General features: G+C 59.6%; 20 protein-coding genes and 1 pseudogene. 13 read left to right on the top strand and 8 right to left on the bottom strand.

Annotation, left to right across the window (positions count from 1 at the left end; translation table 11 throughout):
- Positions 1-224: 224 nt before the first annotated feature.
- Complete coding sequence (locus A4G99_RS15080) at positions 225-1,445, top strand: inorganic phosphate transporter (protein ID WP_066146601.1); 1,221 nt, start codon at positions 225-227, stop codon at positions 1,443-1,445.
- Here A4G99_RS15080 and A4G99_RS15075 read toward each other — a convergent pair whose 3' ends face one another.
- A complete protein-coding gene (locus A4G99_RS15075) occupies positions 1,446-1,775 on the bottom strand; it encodes a hypothetical protein (protein ID WP_066145359.1) in 330 nt (109 codons plus the stop codon).
- 78 nt (positions 1,776-1,853) lie between these two features.
- Positions 1,854-3,182: a thioredoxin-disulfide reductase gene (gene trxB, locus A4G99_RS15070; protein ID WP_066145357.1), complete on the bottom strand. Its 1,329-nt coding sequence runs from the start codon at positions 3,180-3,182 to the stop codon at positions 1,854-1,856.
- A 109-nt stretch (positions 3,183-3,291) separates the two neighbouring features.
- Between trxB and A4G99_RS15065 the strand changes: the two genes are divergently transcribed.
- The 9 genes from A4G99_RS15065 to A4G99_RS15025 all read left to right on the top strand — a co-directional run bounded on the left by A4G99_RS15065 (position 3,292) and on the right by A4G99_RS15025 (position 7,584).
- Entirely contained in the window at positions 3,292-3,576 is a 285-nt protein-coding gene (locus A4G99_RS15065; RefSeq protein ID WP_066145354.1) for a DUF357 domain-containing protein, read from the top strand.
- A gap of 58 nt (positions 3,577-3,634) precedes the next feature.
- The gene (locus tag A4G99_RS15060; RefSeq protein WP_066145352.1) at positions 3,635-3,910 is read left to right on the top strand and encodes a winged helix-turn-helix domain-containing protein; all 276 of its coding nucleotides are present in this window, start codon (positions 3,635-3,637) and stop codon (positions 3,908-3,910) included.
- Between the two features lie 58 nt (positions 3,911-3,968).
- A complete protein-coding gene (locus tag A4G99_RS15055; protein WP_066145348.1) occupies positions 3,969-4,274 on the top strand; it encodes a hypothetical protein in 306 nt (101 codons plus the stop codon).
- A 137-nt stretch (positions 4,275-4,411) separates the two neighbouring features.
- On the top strand, positions 4,412-4,693 hold the full coding sequence (locus A4G99_RS15050) for a winged helix-turn-helix domain-containing protein (protein WP_066145345.1): 282 nt from the start codon (positions 4,412-4,414) through the stop codon (positions 4,691-4,693).
- Positions 4,694-4,874: 181 nt separating this feature from the next.
- The gene (locus A4G99_RS15045; RefSeq protein WP_066145342.1) at positions 4,875-5,603 is read left to right on the top strand and encodes a ferritin-like domain-containing protein; all 729 of its coding nucleotides are present in this window, start codon (positions 4,875-4,877) and stop codon (positions 5,601-5,603) included.
- 187 nt (positions 5,604-5,790) lie between these two features.
- Entirely contained in the window at positions 5,791-5,985 is a 195-nt protein-coding gene (locus A4G99_RS15040; protein ID WP_066145339.1) for a cold-shock protein, read from the top strand.
- 92 nt (positions 5,986-6,077) lie between these two features.
- Positions 6,078-6,257, top strand: coding sequence for a hypothetical protein (locus A4G99_RS15035; protein ID WP_066145336.1), 180 nt, complete (start codon positions 6,078-6,080; stop codon positions 6,255-6,257).
- Between the two features lie 289 nt (positions 6,258-6,546).
- Positions 6,547-6,783 carry a UPF0058 family protein gene (locus A4G99_RS15030; protein ID WP_066145334.1) on the top strand — a complete coding sequence of 79 codons (237 nt, stop codon included), beginning with the start codon at positions 6,547-6,549 and terminating at the stop codon, positions 6,781-6,783.
- A gap of 201 nt (positions 6,784-6,984) precedes the next feature.
- On the top strand, positions 6,985-7,584 hold the full coding sequence (locus A4G99_RS15025; RefSeq protein ID WP_066145330.1) for an archaellin/type IV pilin N-terminal domain-containing protein: 600 nt from the start codon (positions 6,985-6,987) through the stop codon (positions 7,582-7,584).
- A 32-nt stretch (positions 7,585-7,616) separates the two neighbouring features.
- On the opposite strand, the gene A4G99_RS15020 is transcribed toward A4G99_RS15025, so the two are convergent.
- From A4G99_RS15020 to A4G99_RS15010, 3 genes are read right to left on the bottom strand one after another with little or no spacing between them, the layout of a single operon-like run.
- Positions 7,617-8,417: a carbon-nitrogen family hydrolase gene (locus tag A4G99_RS15020; RefSeq protein WP_066145325.1), complete on the bottom strand. Its 801-nt coding sequence runs from the start codon at positions 8,415-8,417 to the stop codon at positions 7,617-7,619.
- Positions 8,414-8,845, bottom strand: a complete 432-nt coding sequence (locus A4G99_RS15015) for an SRPBCC family protein (RefSeq protein ID WP_066145322.1) — start codon at positions 8,843-8,845, stop codon at positions 8,414-8,416. The genes A4G99_RS15020 and A4G99_RS15015 overlap by 4 nt, the downstream gene beginning before the upstream one ends.
- Positions 8,846-8,883: 38 nt before the next feature.
- Positions 8,884-9,108: a hypothetical protein gene (locus A4G99_RS15010; protein WP_007977383.1), complete on the bottom strand. Its 225-nt coding sequence runs from the start codon at positions 9,106-9,108 to the stop codon at positions 8,884-8,886.
- A 367-nt stretch (positions 9,109-9,475) separates the two neighbouring features.
- Between A4G99_RS15010 and A4G99_RS15000 the strand changes: the two genes are divergently transcribed.
- Positions 9,476-10,702, top strand: coding sequence for an LEA type 2 family protein (locus tag A4G99_RS15000; RefSeq protein ID WP_066145318.1), 1,227 nt, complete (start codon positions 9,476-9,478; stop codon positions 10,700-10,702).
- Between the two features lie 138 nt (positions 10,703-10,840).
- The gene (locus tag A4G99_RS14995; RefSeq protein ID WP_082837847.1) at positions 10,841-11,248 is read left to right on the top strand and encodes a hypothetical protein; all 408 of its coding nucleotides are present in this window, start codon (positions 10,841-10,843) and stop codon (positions 11,246-11,248) included.
- 69 nt (positions 11,249-11,317) lie between these two features.
- Here A4G99_RS14995 and aspS read toward each other — a convergent pair whose 3' ends face one another.
- From aspS to A4G99_RS14980, 3 genes and pseudogenes are all read right to left on the bottom strand, one after another.
- Entirely contained in the window at positions 11,318-12,628 is a 1,311-nt protein-coding gene (gene aspS, locus A4G99_RS14990; protein WP_066145316.1) for an aspartate--tRNA(Asn) ligase, read from the bottom strand.
- 101 nt (positions 12,629-12,729) lie between these two features.
- On the bottom strand, positions 12,730-13,758 hold the full coding sequence (locus A4G99_RS14985) for a phosphate uptake regulator PhoU (RefSeq protein WP_066145314.1): 1,029 nt from the start codon (positions 13,756-13,758) through the stop codon (positions 12,730-12,732).
- A 53-nt stretch (positions 13,759-13,811) separates the two neighbouring features.
- A pseudogene (locus A4G99_RS14980) lies at positions 13,812-14,886 on the bottom strand (ATP-NAD kinase family protein).
- A gap of 114 nt (positions 14,887-15,000) precedes the next feature.
- Here A4G99_RS14980 and A4G99_RS25225 point away from each other — a divergent pair.
- Positions 15,001-15,321 (top strand): hypothetical protein (locus tag A4G99_RS25225; RefSeq protein WP_150123124.1); only part of this gene is annotated, 321 nt, incomplete at its 3' end.

Genomic DNA, 15,321 nt, shown 5'->3' with positions numbered 1-15,321 from the left:
AGCGTTAAGGGTCTGTGGATGGCGACTGCACGGCGACGACGGTTTCAATCATCTGAGTAGATAGGAACTGGTTATTCGTAACTTCCTTCATCCTATTCCCCGAAAACGGTACCAAAGGGCACTTAACGGTGGATTTTGTAGAGTAGGTCGATGTTTCAGACCGAGACGCATCCCTATGAATCGATAGTGACAGGAACGTGTGCCGTGCGGTCATCTCGTTCGTAATGGCTACAGTACTTCTCGTCGTGGTCGTCGCGTTGATCGCATCGCTGTTCATGTCGTGGACGGTCGGCGCGAACAGCAACTCCGCACCCGTCGCACCTGCCGTCGGCGCGAACGCGCTGTCGGTCCTGCGGGCCGCGCTGTTGGTGGGACTCGTCGCCGGACTCGGAGCGATCGTCCAAGGTGGAAGCATCTCCGAGACCATCGGAAAGGACCTCGTCACCGGCGTGACGATAACGCCGGTCGCGGCCGCGGCGGCCCTCCTGACGGCCGCGACGCTCATCACCATCGGCAACACGCGCGGATACCCGATCCCGTCGGCCTTCGCCGTCACGGGAGCGATGGTCGGTGCCGGTATCTCGCTCGGCGGCGGCTTTGCGACGCACGAGTACGTCAAAATCCTCGCGTTCTGGTTCTCGATTCCGGTCACGAACGCCATCATCGCCTACGGCGTCGCCCGAGCGCTGCGAAGCGAATCGGTACCGGAATCGATCGGCGTTCCCGCGCTGGCCGGACTCGTCGGCTACGCAGTAGCCAACATCCAACTCACGGTCACTCCGAAATCGAACGGAGCACCCGGTTCGGTCGCTCGGACCCTCTCCACGGATTGGAACCTGCTTCCGGGCCACCTCGTCGGAAACTACACCCTCGGGATGGTCGTCGTCAGCGTCGTCTTCGGCATCCTCGCCGTCCTCGTCACTCGGTTGGCGCTCGTGAACGACGAACAGAAGGGAATCAATCGGTTTCTCGTCGTCCTCGGTCTCATGGTCGTGTTCACGAGCGGCGGGACACAGGTCGGCCTCGCGACCGGTCCGCTGGAAGCCATCTTCGAAACCGACCTGCATATCTCCACGGTGTACCTGCTCGCGCTCGGCGGTCTCGGCATCCTCGTCGGCGCGTGGACGCGGGCACCGCGACTCATTCAGGCGGTCGCACAGGAGTACGCCTCGCTCGGCCCGCGGCGGTCGATCGCCGCGCTCATTCCGGCATTCCTCATCGCTCAACTCGCTATCGTCCTCGGCATTCCGATCTCGTTCAACAAGGTGATGATATCGAGCATCGTCGGCGCTGGCTTGGCCGTTCGTTCCTCGAATTCGGGAGGCGGCGTTTCCGCGTCGAAAGCCGGGTACACCATCGGCGCGTGGGTCGTGTCGATGGTCGGTGCCGGACTCATCAGCTTCGGGTTGTATCGACTGCTGACGATGGTGCCGGGATTCACGTGATCAGGAGAGCAACTGGTCGACGATGGCTTCCTCCGCGGCGGCGGTCTTCATCTCCTCCCACGTCGCAAACTCCGTCGTCTCCACGACGTAGCTATCGAGACGTTCGTCCGGGAGTTCGTCCATCCGACCCGGCCCTTCGAGGTTCCACGCGCTCTCGCGGTAGAAGGCGTGAAACGAGTCGAACTGGGTGTATCTTTGCATGAACTCCTCCGAGAAGAACTCGTCCGAGTTCACACGCGTTCCCGCCTGTAACTCGAAAACCCGTTCGAGCGCCTCTTCGAGTCGACCGTGAAGCGGTTCGAGTTCGGAGACGCGGAGGTCGAAGTCCATGCGGTCCACTACCGGAGTGAAGAAACTAAACCCTGTGGCTGCAACTTCGGCCCGAAAATACGGTTCTCGGTCTTCGGATCAGTCGTCGGAGGCCGCCGCGCTCTCTTGGGTGGCACTCGCTCCGCCGAGTTCGGCCGTCTCCAGGTAGTCGTCCGCGTCAAGGGCGGCTTTGCATCCCATCCCCGCCGCAGTCACGGCCTGCTGGTAGTGGAAGTCCACAACGTCGCCCGCACCGAAGATTCCGGGGACGGCCGTCTTCGTCTGGTTGCCGCCATCTCCGCCTTCCGTTCGGATGTAGCCCTCCTCGTCCAGTTCGACGCCCGTGTCTTCGAGGTATCCCGTGTTCGGCGTGTGGCCGATGGCGAGGAACACCGCGCCCACGTCGAAGTCGAACTCCTCGGTCTCGGGGTCGTGGAGCTTTTGCGATGGTTTCCCTTCGGGGTTCGACACCAAAGTGACGTGGTCCACGCCCTCCTCGGGTGAGCCGTGAATCTCGGTGACTTCGGTGTTCTTCATGACTTCGATTTCGCCAGCATCGACCTTCTCCTGCAGGCGGTCCTGCCAGTAGTTCTCCGCGCGGAACTCCTCGCGGCGGTGGACGAGGTACACCTTCTTCGCGAACTTGGTCAGGAACGTCGCTTCCTCGAAGGCGGCGTCGCCGCCGCCGATGACCACCATCTCCTCGTCGCGGAAGAACGCGCCGTCGCAGGTCGCACAGGTCGAGACGCCGTACCCCATCAGTTCGTCCTCGCCCGGAATCGACAGCGTTCGGGCGCTCGCGCCGCTGGCCGCGATGAGCGCGTCGGTCGTGTACACGTCGCCGTTCGTCAACTCGACGCGGAACGGGCGCGAGGACTCGTCGACGTCCGCGATGATGCCGGTTTTCACCTCGGCACCGAACCGCTCGGCCTGCTGTTGCATGTTGTTGATCAGTTCCGGCCCGCTGATCCCGTCGGGGAATCCGGGGTAGTTCTCCACGTCCGTCGTGAGCGTCAATTGTCCGCCGGGTTCGTCACCCTGCAAGACGAGGGGGTCGTTGTTCGACCGTGCGGAGTAGATGGCCGCGGTCAGTCCCGCGATTCCGCTTCCGGAGACGATGAGTTTGCGGTGTTCGACGTCCTCTTCTCCCCCGTCAGCGATGGCGAGTCCGAGTTTCTCGTCCAGTTTCCCCTCCTGTTCGAGCGCGCAGGTCTCGTCCCACCCTCCGATGAGTTCGTCGTCGACGAACACTTCCGGCGCAGTCTTGCGCCCGTCCGCGCGCTCGACCATCTCCTCGAACAGTTCATCGTCGCCAGTGACGTTGTACGTCTCGTACTCGACTCCCTTCTCGTCGAGGAGGTCCTTGGCCTTCTCGCAATACGAACAGTTTTCCTTGGTGTACATCTCCACCCGAGGCTCTTCGGTCATGGTGCAATATCACTCTTCGTAGTGTATTTACCTTGCGCTGTCTCCCCTGCTTTCCGGTTTCACGGACGGTGTCGCAGGCCTTACCTTCGCACCCCACCACGGTTCGGTCATGGCTGCAGATCTGGTCGAAAAGACGAACCGGTACGAACGCCTGTTGTCGGAAGCGCTCGACGCCGCCGAGGTTTCGGCACCGACTGACACGCCGATGGGTGAGGCGGCGCTCGACTGTCGGGAGATGGCGCAGTCGTATCTGGACGACGGGAAACACTTCAAGGAGGACGACGATTTCGTCAACGCGTTGGCGTCGTTTTCCTACGGCCACGCGTGGTTGGATGCAGGCGCACGGATCGGAATCTTCGACGTTCCCCGCGAGGGGCACCTGTTCACGATGTGACAATCTCCGATTAGTAGGGCGATGCGCTTAGGTGGGAGGGGTGTTTCGGTCCGGTGTAATGGAGGGCGTTCTCTGGTACGTGCTCACCGGAACTCGCGGCGGAGCCAATCGTGTACGATTGGTTCGGGCGCTAGACGAGCGACCACGGAACGCCAACCGACTGGCGGAGGACTTGGACCTCGATTACAAAACCGTTCGTCATCACCTCGACGTGTTGATGGACAATAGCATCGTCGAGAACAGCGGCGACGACTACGGTGCCGTGTATTTGTTGACCGACCAAGCCCGACAGCACTGGGAGACGATCGAGGACATCATGGAGAAGATGGACTGAGTATGGCCGAATCTGGGAAAGCATATATGCGAGAGCGATCACAAGGGAGGTACGACGGATGGGCATCTGGATAGACGTCGCACGGGTTTCTACGGCCCTCAACGTGGTGTTGCTCCTCGGCTTGAGCTACGTCTGGTTGGACAACTACCGACAGTTCCATTCGAAACACACGCTCGGCTTGTCCGTGTTCGCTATCCTCCTCCTCTGTCAGAACGCGCTGGCGGTGTACATCTACTCGTGGGACGAGACGCTGTCCCATTGGTTCGCAACGGCGGTGCCCGACATTGCGTGGCAAGCAATGCTCGCGCTCCATCTCCTCGAATTCGTCGCACTCGTGTTTCTCACGTGGGTCACGTGGGACTGATGTTTTGACCCTTCCTTGTCGGAATAGATGACAATTTACCCCGGTTTAGCCACTCCATAGCAAGGGGCATGGCGTTCGTAGGGAACGTCCGTGACACATCGAACGCGCAGCGTCGGGGATACGTGGAGGCAGGGGCGATGACCCGGAGCGGCAAACTGTGGTACGTCCTCTCCGGAAGTCGCGGCGGTGCTCGTCGGGCGGCCATGCTGGAACAACTCGCGGAGGAGCCACGGAACGCGAATCAGTTGGCAACCGACCTCGATATCGACTATAGCACCGTTCGTCACCACCTCGATATCCTCGTCAAACACGAACTCGCCGAGATCCGAACGGAGGAGTACGGAGCAACGTATGTTCTATCGACGGAAACCGAACGGAACTGGTCGGAGGTCGAAAAGATAATCCAAGCGGTTTCGTGACCGTTCGAAGTGCCGGGCAAAAATATAAAATCTATGATTAATACACGTGCTGTCAAATTCTTTAGCACCTGGAGACGGGCACGAGAGCCAATATGAGATGAATTTGGGTGAGACTCCGGAAAATTTTCTTTAATAGATTCGTCCACTTGGATGGTGTGCGCCGAAGCGCACGGTTCCAACCATGCCTGACGATAATCAAGATGCAGTCGGAAACATCGGTGAAACGGCGCGGGAACAACTGACGTCACGGCGTGGATTCCTCGCAGGATCTGCGGCCGTTGGGGCAGTGGGGTTGACCGGAGCGGGTATCAACGTCGTCGGTGCGGACGGCGGAGACAGCGACAAAGGAGATGATTCCATGAACGGTGGAGACAGCAAGAACGACGACGAAATGACCGACGTCGACATCCTGAACTACGCGTTGACGCTCGAACACCTCGAAGCGACGTTCTACGCGAAGGGGTTGGAAGACTTCTCGGACGACGAGTTCATGAACGCGGACCTCGGCTGTGATATCGGCGACGAGATGCGCATGAAAATACCGGACCAAGTGAAAGTCGTCGGCGAACACGAAGCGGCCCACGTGGACCAACTCACGAAGGTGATAAAGCAACTCGGTGGCGAACCGGTCGAGGCGGCCGAGTACGACTTCGGCTACGAGACGCCAGCCGAGTTCCTCGGTGTCGCGAAAGCCCTCGAAAACACCGGTGTGTCGGCGTACGCAGGTGCGGCCCCGTCGATCAAAGACGACAAACTCCTCTCTGCGGCCCTGTCGATTCACAGCGTCGAAGCGCGACACGCGGCGTCGTTCAACGCGCTCAACAGCGTTTCGCCGTACCCGGACGCCTTCGACGAGGCGAAATCGATGGAGGAAGTGAAGAAAATCGCCGGACAGTTCATCGTCAAGTAATCCGATTACGACAGGTTTATCACTATATTCCATCGGTCATAGCACGGGTTGACAAGGCAATATCGAAGCGAGAAGTGACTTTAGTTCTATGTTGGGTCATCGGTGGAGCGGAAGCCTCACAGTATCGTGTGACACGATATCAATAACCGCAATTTTTATGCCCGTCACGGCGGTTTGTCTACGTGCAATGGCGAAAGGTACGGTCACCTTCTTTAACGATACCGGCGGTTACGGGTTCATAGAGACGGACGACGCGGACGACGACGTGTTCTTCCACATGGAGGATGTCGGCGGCCCGGACTTAGAGGAGGGACAGGAAGTCGAATTCGACATCGAACAGGCAGACAAAGGCCCACGAGCGACGAATCTCGAACGGTTGTAATCGAATTTCGTCACGGGAGAGACGCGTAGCGACTGCTCTCTTTCGGGGGAGTGCCAAAAAGATTTTTCTCCTTTCCGACCGATATAGGCAGTATGGTGGAGACCTACGTTCGATTACTTTGTCCAGAATGCGGAAAACACTGGGAATCGGGACCGGACGAGCTGCCGGAACCGAAACGACAGTTCAACTGCCCTAACTGTCACGCGACCCGAGCGACATCGGAGTTCACGCGAACCGAGCGTGACCTCGAAACGCTCAAACAACTGCAGTAAGCCGACGTTGTAATCGACGAACGAACCCACTTTTCGCGGCGACCCCTTTTCGCTGATACGGTTCCGGTACTCACGGTATGACCGCCTAACGCGCTCCCGACCACGAGTCGTTTCACCGGATGGGTGACTCTACTACCACCCGTAATCGGACATGTCCGGACGAGGGCATCGCCGTGCTACTGTATCTATTTTCGAAACTCCTCTGAAACCCCCGGGAAACTGACTATACGGCGTGCTAACGGGACTCAAGATAGTAATATAACCCTGCAACCGTTATCTTCGTGTGCTTATGAAGAAGCAGGAGCTCATCCACCTTCACGGCCTGCTTGCGGAAGTTGGCACTCACTTTGAGAACCGGGACGGAGAACAGATTACGCTGGACGAGTACGACGCCCTTGGCGTACGACCGACATCTATTCACAAATCGAAAACCGATCACAAAGCGGCAGTGTTCGCACTGTCCGAGGCGATAACGTCGGGTATGGGTGAGACCGAACCCAAAGCGGTCGCACCACAAGCAGACTAAGACGCAGCGCGACGATTCTCTCCAATAGTATCTTCCCCAGTAGCGACGCGTTTCACTACTGAATCCCCGACACCCATCTGTCAAAAATTCCTGTTTATCGGGTTCTCATACATGATAATGAGCTGGTGGTTATAATACATTCCTTATCGTATGCATGCAATACTGGACTGACAAAAATCATATAAAAGAAGATAAACAAACATGAAAGAGAACAATAACGACGGTTCGATCTCGGACAGGGGTCAGGTCGGCATCGGGACGCTCATCGTGTTCATCGCGATGGTACTGGTCGCCGCGATTGCGGCGGGCGTACTCATCAACACGGCGGGCTTCCTCCAGTCGAAATCCGAGCGAACTGGTACACAGAGTACAGCACAGGTAACGGACCGTGTACACATCGTCAGCGGGTACGGAAACGTCACTACCAACTCGACGAGCGGTGTCCACGAAGTCGATTACGTCAACCTCACGGTGATGAAAGGCTCTGGTGCGGGCGACATCAACCTCTCGAAGGCGACTATCGAATGGCTCGGTCCCGACGGTGCTACTATTTTGGTGGAAGGAAACAAGGCGAACAAGAGCCGATTCGCCGTTCAATCGATTCGTGACACGCACGACACGCTCCCAGTCCTCGTGGACAAGCAGGACCGTTTCCGCATCGTCCTCAACACGAAGGAACTCACCGGCGGTCTCAAGGAACGTCAGTCGTTTACGGCCAAAATCGTCACGAGGTCGGGTGCTGTGACCTACCACAAGAGCATGCCGGAAACGCTCTCGGATAATCACGCAATCGCACTATAATCTCCCCTTTCTATCGGTTTTTTTACAGTCGGCTAGCGGCGTCTATCGTGCCACGCGGGGAATTCCTCGCGCACTTGCTCGACGCGTGTCGGGTCGATATCCCGAACGACTAACTCCGGGTCGTCACCCGTGCTGGCCAGCAGTGTTCCCCACGGGTCGTACACCGTCGAGCGGCCGATGAGCGTCGCATCCTCGTACGAACCGGATCCGTTGATCGCCGCGAGAAAGCACTGGTTTTCGATGGCGCGCGCCTGTGCTAACACGTTCCAGTGTTCGACTCTGGGGTACGGCCACGCGCTGGGCACGAGCAGCAGCGTCGCGCCCTCCTCCGCGAGATCACGATACAGTTCCGGAAATCGGAGGTCGTAACAGGTGGTCATCCCGACGGTCACACCCTCGAACTCGGCGATGCCGAGCGACTCACCCGGGACGAGCAGTTCGGCTTCCGCCGATTCGTAGCCGAACAGGTGGTGTTTTCGATACACCGCTTGCCGACGGCCGTCGCGGTCGAAGAAGACGGACGTGTTCGAAAGCCCTTCCTCGGCGGGAGTCTCGCCGTCCGTCAGCGAAAGGTCCTCCACGATGCTTCCCGCGAGCACCGCGATGTCGTGCTCGTCGGCGAGGTCGCTGATGCGTGTGAGCGTCGGTCCGGTGAGCGATTCGGCGTTTCGCTGGTACGTCTCGAAGGCGAAATAGCCGACGTTGAAAATCTCTGGAAGCGCGACGAGGTCGGCACCGCGCGCGGCCGCTGATTCGATGGCGTCCGTCGCTCGGTCGACGTTCGCCGCCACGTCACCCCCTTCGACGGCGATCTGTGCGAGTGCGAGTTTCACGAGACGACACCGACTTCGTTCCGAAGTGCGCGTTCCAAGTTCGTCAACTCGTCGTCGAGGTGTTTCTTGAAATAGCGTTCGATGCCGGGAACCCTGCCATCGACGACGAACCGATTGTGGAGTTGACTACCGTCCTCCGTTTCCTCGATTTCGTGTTCACCCGTCACGCGCATCGCCGACGACTTGCCGACGAACTTTACGTACCGTGGTTTCTCACGCTTCACGTCCTCGGTCTCGACGGGGACCGTTCGGTTCACGAACGGGATCGGGAGTTCGATGTGCCACGTCGCTCGCTTGCCGTCGCCTTTCAGGTCGTAGTCCGAAACCACACTGATGGCCTTCGCTCGGTACTCCGGCTCGGCGATGAACCCCCACACATCCTCGGGCGGAACCGGCAGGTCGAAGGTCCGCTCTACCCGGACAGTCATACGACTAGATTAGGCTGTAGCGGTAAAAAGCCAGCCACTTAACTCGGACTTACTTTCCACGTCGTGGAACGTGCACGCCCCCACTTCTCGATGTCCACGTCCTCGGATTTCTCTGCGAGGCGTGGAAGTCGGGAGCCGACTTGCTTGGACGAAAGTCCGAGATGCTTGGCGATGTTCTTTGCGCGGAAGTAGCGTTCACCACCAGCCACGCTTTCGCGCAGGAATTCGAGGATTCGCTGTTCCTCGTTGCTGAACTCAGTCATCCTCGGAACCCACTACGCGCCTGACAGCCTTAACCATTATCCTCCACGAAACAAGTGTCGATTTCCTGCCACTGTCAGTAGAGGTGGCTGGCGGCGATCGCGAGCACACCCGCGGTCACTGCTGCCGCAAAGCCCCACGCAGCAGTGACGGTCCCAGGGGTAAGGAAGCTTAGCGCTGCACTAGCAACCGCAAGGAAAATGAACACGAGAGAGAGGCCGATTCCCATATCCGTCGTACCCGACTGTGATCCTGCCATACGTTGGTCTCTTTGCGGTGCGGACTTAGTTCATTCTACTCGGAACAACGACGGGAGGCCAACAACTTCGATTCGGGAGTTTTTTCCCGTCGCTCCGTAGGAACCCTCATATGGTTGGTAAAACGCTCAAGCGAATCTTACCTCTCGGAAAGCGAGGATTTCTCGGAATCCTCCTCGTCGTCGTACTCCTCGGTGCAGGCGTACTGTACGGCGTTCTCGGCGTCCCACACGTCGTCGGCGTGGACAACGAGTTCGGAGAAGTGACAAATCAAACGACTGGGATACAAACCGCGCTCGTCGTGGCAAATCCCAATCCCATCGATCTCAAGGCCGGTAACACGTCGGTTAACTACACCGTCGAAATGAACGGTGTGACGATGGCGAACGGGAGTCAGTCGAATCTCCATCTCGAAAAGGGGAACACGACGTTACGATTCTCGACGAAGATGAGAAACGACAAAATCCCCGAGTGGTGGGTGACTCACATCCGAAACGGAGAACACACGACGCTTCGGATCCACTCGAAGGTTCACTCCTCGCTCGTAAAGAAGTCGGTGGACGTCCCGTACAGCAACGATATCGACACGGACATCATCAGTGGGTTCAACTCCACGAAGACGCGTCCGATAAACGCCAGCATGCCGCTCGTCTCTGACCCCGTCCTCTACGTGAACGAGACGAGCGCGAACTGGGGAGAAGTGACGCGTTCGAAGACGCCGATTCGGATGCGAATGCGGGTGTACAATCCGAAATCCGTGACGTACACGGTAAGCGAAATCGGGTACGAGATGACGATGAACGGAATCGCCGTCGGAAACGGAACGACCGAGCAACCGTATGCGATTCCCGGAAAGTCGGAGAAGACGCTCCGCATGCGAACCTTCATCCAGAACGACCGGTTGGACGATTGGTGGGTCAGTCACCTCCGTAACGACCAACGGACGGACCTGAAGATCAGGTTTTACGCGAAAATCGAACTGCCGAGCGGCAAGACCGTTCGTGTGCCGCTCCGGCAACTCACCTACGAAAAACAGATCCAAACCCACATCTTCGAGAACGATTCCGCCGAAGGGACGCTCGCCAGCACGAACGTGACGGCTGGAAACGGGGAGACGACGACCCACAGCACGGTGACGGACGACGAAACGGGGACGAGCACGCAATCCGCGACACCTGCCACGGACTCGTCGACGAGTGCGACGACGCGGACGACGACCGCCACAACGACCGGAGCCACCGGAACGACGACTACGGCGACTACGGCGACGACCACAACGACCACCGACGGTGGCGGGCTTCTCGGCGACCTGCTGGCCGAGATGCGCCGGACGGTGTAGTATTCTCCCCCACCGATAGAGTTTTTATTCCGGCGAGTACAGAGAGATGTATGGCACGGAGTACACAGTCTCCTGGTCGAGTTCTTCTCCCGTAATGAGAGTTCCGTAACCGCAACGCGCGACGGTGAATCGATTCTGTTGGACATCGACGGCAAAACCTTCGAGTTGTCACGCGAGTCCGCGACGGACTTGCAGGACGCCGTCGGCGATGCCTTGACCGAACGCCGAGAGTTCTTCCGTACCGCGGGAACGTTCCGCGAGGACGGCAGTTACGAGGTCTCCCGACGGAGTGCAGACTCCGCAGGGAACGCCAAAGTGTTCCGGACGTTCGACGCCATGGCTCGCCTGTTCGACCGACTCCCCGACGAGTTCACAGCAGAGGACGTGGGACGAACCGGAATCACGGGGTCGCGGCGACACCTGTTGATTCGTCACTTCGGGGAGCACCCGGAGTTCCCATGTCGGATTTCCTCCCGGAACCCGTTGATGGCGAAGAAGGAAGGCGAACGGTTCGCCGAGGGAAGCATGGAGGTCGGCTCGGACTAACACGTTTCGGTGGATAGTCCCGGTCGAACGGTCGAAAAATTAGGGTTTCGAATCGCGACTTCGACGGCGTTATGGCGTGACGCGGTCGGGGTCGCGCGGGAAGAGGATTCCCTCTTTGATGTTTTCGAGACCAGCCACCTTCTGGACGAGTCGGTCGATACCGAGCCCGTAGCCGCCGTGTGGCGGGATACCGAAGCGGAACGATTCGAGATAGAAGTGGAAGTTCTCGGGGTCGGCACCCTGGTCCTCCATGTACTGGCTCATCGTCTCGATGTCGTGCTCACGCTGGCCGCCCGAGGAGAGTTCCTGACCCAGATAGATCAGGTCGAACTTTCGGGACGCGATGTCGTCCTCCGGCACGTCCTGTTTGTAGTAGAACTTCTCGTCCGGGTAGCCGACGACGAAGAAGGCGGGGTGACCCTGCTCCGCGAAGTACTCGCCGAGCAATTTCTCTCCTTTCGTGTCGAGGTCGGTTTCGTCGTCCGGAACGTGGTCGAACTCCGTCGCGAGGATGTCGCGTGCTTCCTCGAACGTAACGCGTGGGAACGGGTCGGTCGGAACGTCGAGTTCGACGCCGAGCGTCTCCAGTTCGTCCGCCGCGTTCTCGCTGACCTGTTCGAGCGTGTAGCGAAGCGACTCCTCCTGGACGTCCATCACGTCGTGGTGGTCCTCGATGTACGCCAACTCGACGTCGAACATCGAAATTTCCGAAACGTGGCGGGAGGTGGCGAACGCTTCGGCGCGGAACGCAGTCCCGGTCTCGTAAATCTTGTCGAACCCGGCCGCCATGAGCATCTGCTTGTACAGTTGCGGGCTCTGGGAGAGGAACACCTCGTCGCCGTAGTAGACGACGGGGAACAGTTCCGCGCCACCTTCCGCACCTTCCTGCGAGAGGAGGGGCGTATCGACGTTACGGAATCCTTCACCGTCGAACCATTCTTCCATCGCGTTGACGAGCTTCGAGCGGAGCGAGAAGACCGCATAGGTCTCCGGCTTTCGGAGGTCGATGCTCCGGTTGTCGAGCCTGGTCGAAAGGTCCGACTCGATGTCCTTCGCCACTTCCATCGGAAGCGGGGAGTCGGCCACGCTGATGACCTCCAGTTCGGAGGGCATGAGTTCGACGCCGCCCGGCGCTTGGTCGCTCGCTTTCACCGTCCCGGTGATTCGAACGACGTCTTCCTTGCCGAGGTCGTTCGACGCCTCGAACAGTTCCTCGTCGTTTTGCTCCTTGAACACGACCTGAATCTGCCCTTCCCGGTCGCGTACGATGACGAAGGAGAGTCCACCGAGGTCTCGAATGTCGTGGACGTTTCCTGCTATCGATACCGTTTCGCCGTCCTGTTCCGTCGTGATGTCGTCAGAATACGTTCGCTCTATCATTGGTGTCGACTACGCTCTATCGTGTTCTCATCGTGTCTGCCTCGGGTATTGATTCTTCCGACTACGGGACGAAAAACCCGAGAAATAATCGGGATAATCGATCAGTTGATCGTCGTGTGTCGACTTTCCTCGTTGAGCGCCAGATTCGCCGCGATTTCGGCGTTTCGCATGGCGTACTGGGCGGTGTGCTGGAGGCTGACGAGCACGTCCCGAATCTGTAGGAGGTCGTCGTTCGACATCTCGGGGAGGTCCGAGAGGATGTCCGACTCGCGGTCACCGAGTTCGTGGAACTTGCGTCGAACTTCGAGCGTCTTGTCGTAATCCCGCTCCACGCTCGCTTGCACCGCCAACGCGGTCATCTCGTCCACTTGATCGGTGAACTCCCGGATACGCCGCATGGTGCTGCTATCGACTTCGAGGGTATGGCCGTTGGCCGCGAGGACGATATCCGCGATGTCCTCCGCGTTGTCCGCCGTGAGTTCGAGGTTCTTTGCAATCGAGCGGTAGCCGATGAGCGGGAAACCGCTTTCCAACCCGATAGCACGCGCGATGGCGGGGTTTTCGTGTGCGGTGAAGATGAGACGGAGGAGAAGAACGAAGATCTTGTTCGCTTGTCGTTCGCGGTTCAACGCCCGCTGGGCGAGGTCGGCGTTGCCGTGGGCGAGCGCCTTCACGGCCTCGCCGCGCATGGTACTACCCGTGTTCTCCAGTCGCTCCAGCAGGTTGTCCAGATCGAAATCCTCGGGGTCGACCGAGCATCGAATGGCGATGCTCTCGGGCGTTTCCTCGATGACGCCGAGTCCCATCAACTGTGTCTCCGCGTTGTAGACAGCGTTGATGTGGCTGCTTTCGAGGGTCTCCTCGCTCACGACGTGGATGACGCGCCGACCGAGAACGTACTGGGCGACGATGGCACGTTCGACGGCGTCCGCATCCAACTCTTCGGTGTGGATCGTCGCCTCCGACTCGTCGTCGTGCGCCGATTCGGGAAGGACGGTGAGCGTTCCTTTTCCACTGATTCGCAACGAAACCTCGTCACCCTTCTCGACCCCGTGCTGCTGTGCCCACTCCGCAGGAAGGGTCATCGCCAACGTCGATGGCCCGAGTCGCTGAACTTTCCGTGTTTCCATGTCCTTTCATTTGTGTACGAAGCCTTAAACTTCACCGTATGCCACTAAATGTCTCACGATAGTTTCAACATACGTCGCTCGAAGCGCCCCACGCGCACTTTGTGCCACCCGCGAAGCGACTCGTCCACATCCTCGTCGCCCGTATCCGCCCGGAGAACGCCGATCCCGTCGAGTTTCGTCTTCGAGGCGACGATTTCGACGGTCGAACGGCGAATCACGGCCGGTGAAAGCTGGTGATTGCCACGGCCGAAGACGAAGCCCTGTCCGCCGATCGGTGAGACGACGATGACGTTTTCGTTCCCGAGGACAGCGAGGATTTCCTCCTCGTTCGCGTCCCGAGCGAGCAGTTCCCCGTCGCGCCACACGTCCACGCCGAGCGCGACCCTTCGAATCCCAACTCGGCTTTGATGGCTCCGACCGTACTTCCGGGGCCGAGAACGTAGGTGAGGCCTGCACGTCGTCGGCGACGCCCTGCGCGAGGCTTTCGACCGTCCCGCCGCCCAACTGTTTGCTCGACTGGAGCGATTCGGCCACGGGAACGCGGGCGATGGCTTTCAGTTCCGCCCGGACCTCGCCGTCGCGGTACGCCTCCTCGTCGATGTCGTTCACCTCTCGTTCCTCCACGCGGTCGAACCCCGCCGCGACCCGTCCCGCCGCCTTCGGCGTCACCGCGAACACCGACGAGTAGATCTTCACGCCCGCCGGGACGCCGAGCATGGGGACCTCGCTGCCTTCGGCGGAGAGGGTTTCCGCAACGTCCACCGCGGTTCCGTCGCCGCCGACGAACAGGAGCAAGTCGATGCCCTCCGAGATCAAGCGGTGAACCGCCTCGCGGGTGTCCGACGCGCTCGTCTCCTTCGTGTTCGTGTTCTCGCCCTCGGGGTCGCCGACGACTTCGGGGTCGAACCCCGCCGCCCGTGCTTCGTTCGCTCCCATCTCCCCGCCGTAGGTCAGAAGCTGCGTCCCCGGTGAACGCTCGTACAGCGCCGACAGCGCGTCGATAGCTCTGTCGGGTGCGCACCGTTCCGCCCCCCTCTCCCGTGCCTCCGCGACCATGCCATCCGTTCCCTTCAGGCCGACTCGTCCACCCATCCCCGCGATGGGATTGACGACCACGCCGATTCGCATATCTCGCGGTTGGGGGGCGGCAGGGAAAGGCGTGTGGGTACCGACAGCGAGGAGGAGCGTCGCTACTCCAATGACACTTCTCACTCGGTCCGAACGGAGGTGTTTGAGTGAGGTGTGAGTGCAGTAACTACTGCGACCACGACCTCGAAAGCCCCCGCCCGCTCACGGTCGCTGCACGGGATATTCGTGCTCTCCGCACCGCCCGCACGAATACTGGCCCGTGCAGACGACTACGATAAACGCGAGCGGGCGGCCCCTTTCAGTCCCACCCCGACCGCACCGCGACAGCCACACCCTCCCCAGCCGATTCCTCCGGGAGAGCTTCGCTCTCCCGTGCTCTCCTCACTTCGTTCACGAGAACTCCGCTCGTCGCTGACGCTCCTCGGTCGTCATCCCTCGCACGATTCTGACGAGGCGGTTCGCCGACCACTGGCC

Source organism: Haladaptatus sp. R4 (assembly GCF_001625445.1).
Lineage (GTDB): Archaea > Halobacteriota > Halobacteria > Halobacteriales > Haladaptataceae > Haladaptatus.
The sequence above is the reverse complement of the archived record's forward strand: the minus strand, read 5'-3'. Positions and strand labels throughout refer to the sequence as shown.

Bases quoted from the DNA above. Each gene is read 5' to 3' on its own strand.
- A4G99_RS15080 (WP_066146601.1), top strand. From the start codon at position 225: ATGGCTACAGTACTTCTCGTCGTGGTCGTCGCGTTGATCGCATCGCTG.
- A4G99_RS15075 (WP_066145359.1), bottom strand. From the start codon at position 1,775: ATGGACTTCGACCTCCGCGTCTCCGAACTCGAACCGCTTCACGGTCGA.
- trxB (WP_066145357.1), bottom strand. From the start codon at position 3,182: ATGACCGAAGAGCCTCGGGTGGAGATGTACACCAAGGAAAACTGTTCG.
- A4G99_RS15065 (WP_066145354.1), top strand. From the start codon at position 3,292: ATGGCTGCAGATCTGGTCGAAAAGACGAACCGGTACGAACGCCTGTTG.
- A4G99_RS15060 (WP_066145352.1), top strand. From the start codon at position 3,635: ATGGAGGGCGTTCTCTGGTACGTGCTCACCGGAACTCGCGGCGGAGCC.
- A4G99_RS15055 (WP_066145348.1), top strand. From the start codon at position 3,969: ATGGGCATCTGGATAGACGTCGCACGGGTTTCTACGGCCCTCAACGTG.
- A4G99_RS15050 (WP_066145345.1), top strand. From the start codon at position 4,412: ATGACCCGGAGCGGCAAACTGTGGTACGTCCTCTCCGGAAGTCGCGGC.
- A4G99_RS15045 (WP_066145342.1), top strand. From the start codon at position 4,875: ATGCCTGACGATAATCAAGATGCAGTCGGAAACATCGGTGAAACGGCG.
- A4G99_RS15040 (WP_066145339.1), top strand. From the start codon at position 5,791: ATGGCGAAAGGTACGGTCACCTTCTTTAACGATACCGGCGGTTACGGG.
- A4G99_RS15035 (WP_066145336.1), top strand. From the start codon at position 6,078: ATGGTGGAGACCTACGTTCGATTACTTTGTCCAGAATGCGGAAAACAC.
- A4G99_RS15030 (WP_066145334.1), top strand. From the start codon at position 6,547: ATGAAGAAGCAGGAGCTCATCCACCTTCACGGCCTGCTTGCGGAAGTT.
- A4G99_RS15025 (WP_066145330.1), top strand. From the start codon at position 6,985: ATGAAAGAGAACAATAACGACGGTTCGATCTCGGACAGGGGTCAGGTC.
- A4G99_RS15015 (WP_066145322.1), bottom strand. From the start codon at position 8,845: ATGACTGTCCGGGTAGAGCGGACCTTCGACCTGCCGGTTCCGCCCGAG.
- A4G99_RS15010 (WP_007977383.1), bottom strand. From the start codon at position 9,108: ATGACTGAGTTCAGCAACGAGGAACAGCGAATCCTCGAATTCCTGCGC.
- A4G99_RS15000 (WP_066145318.1), top strand. From the start codon at position 9,476: ATGGTTGGTAAAACGCTCAAGCGAATCTTACCTCTCGGAAAGCGAGGA.
- aspS (WP_066145316.1), bottom strand. From the start codon at position 12,628: ATGATAGAGCGAACGTATTCTGACGACATCACGACGGAACAGGACGGC.
- A4G99_RS14985 (WP_066145314.1), bottom strand. From the start codon at position 13,758: ATGGAAACACGGAAAGTTCAGCGACTCGGGCCATCGACGTTGGCGATG.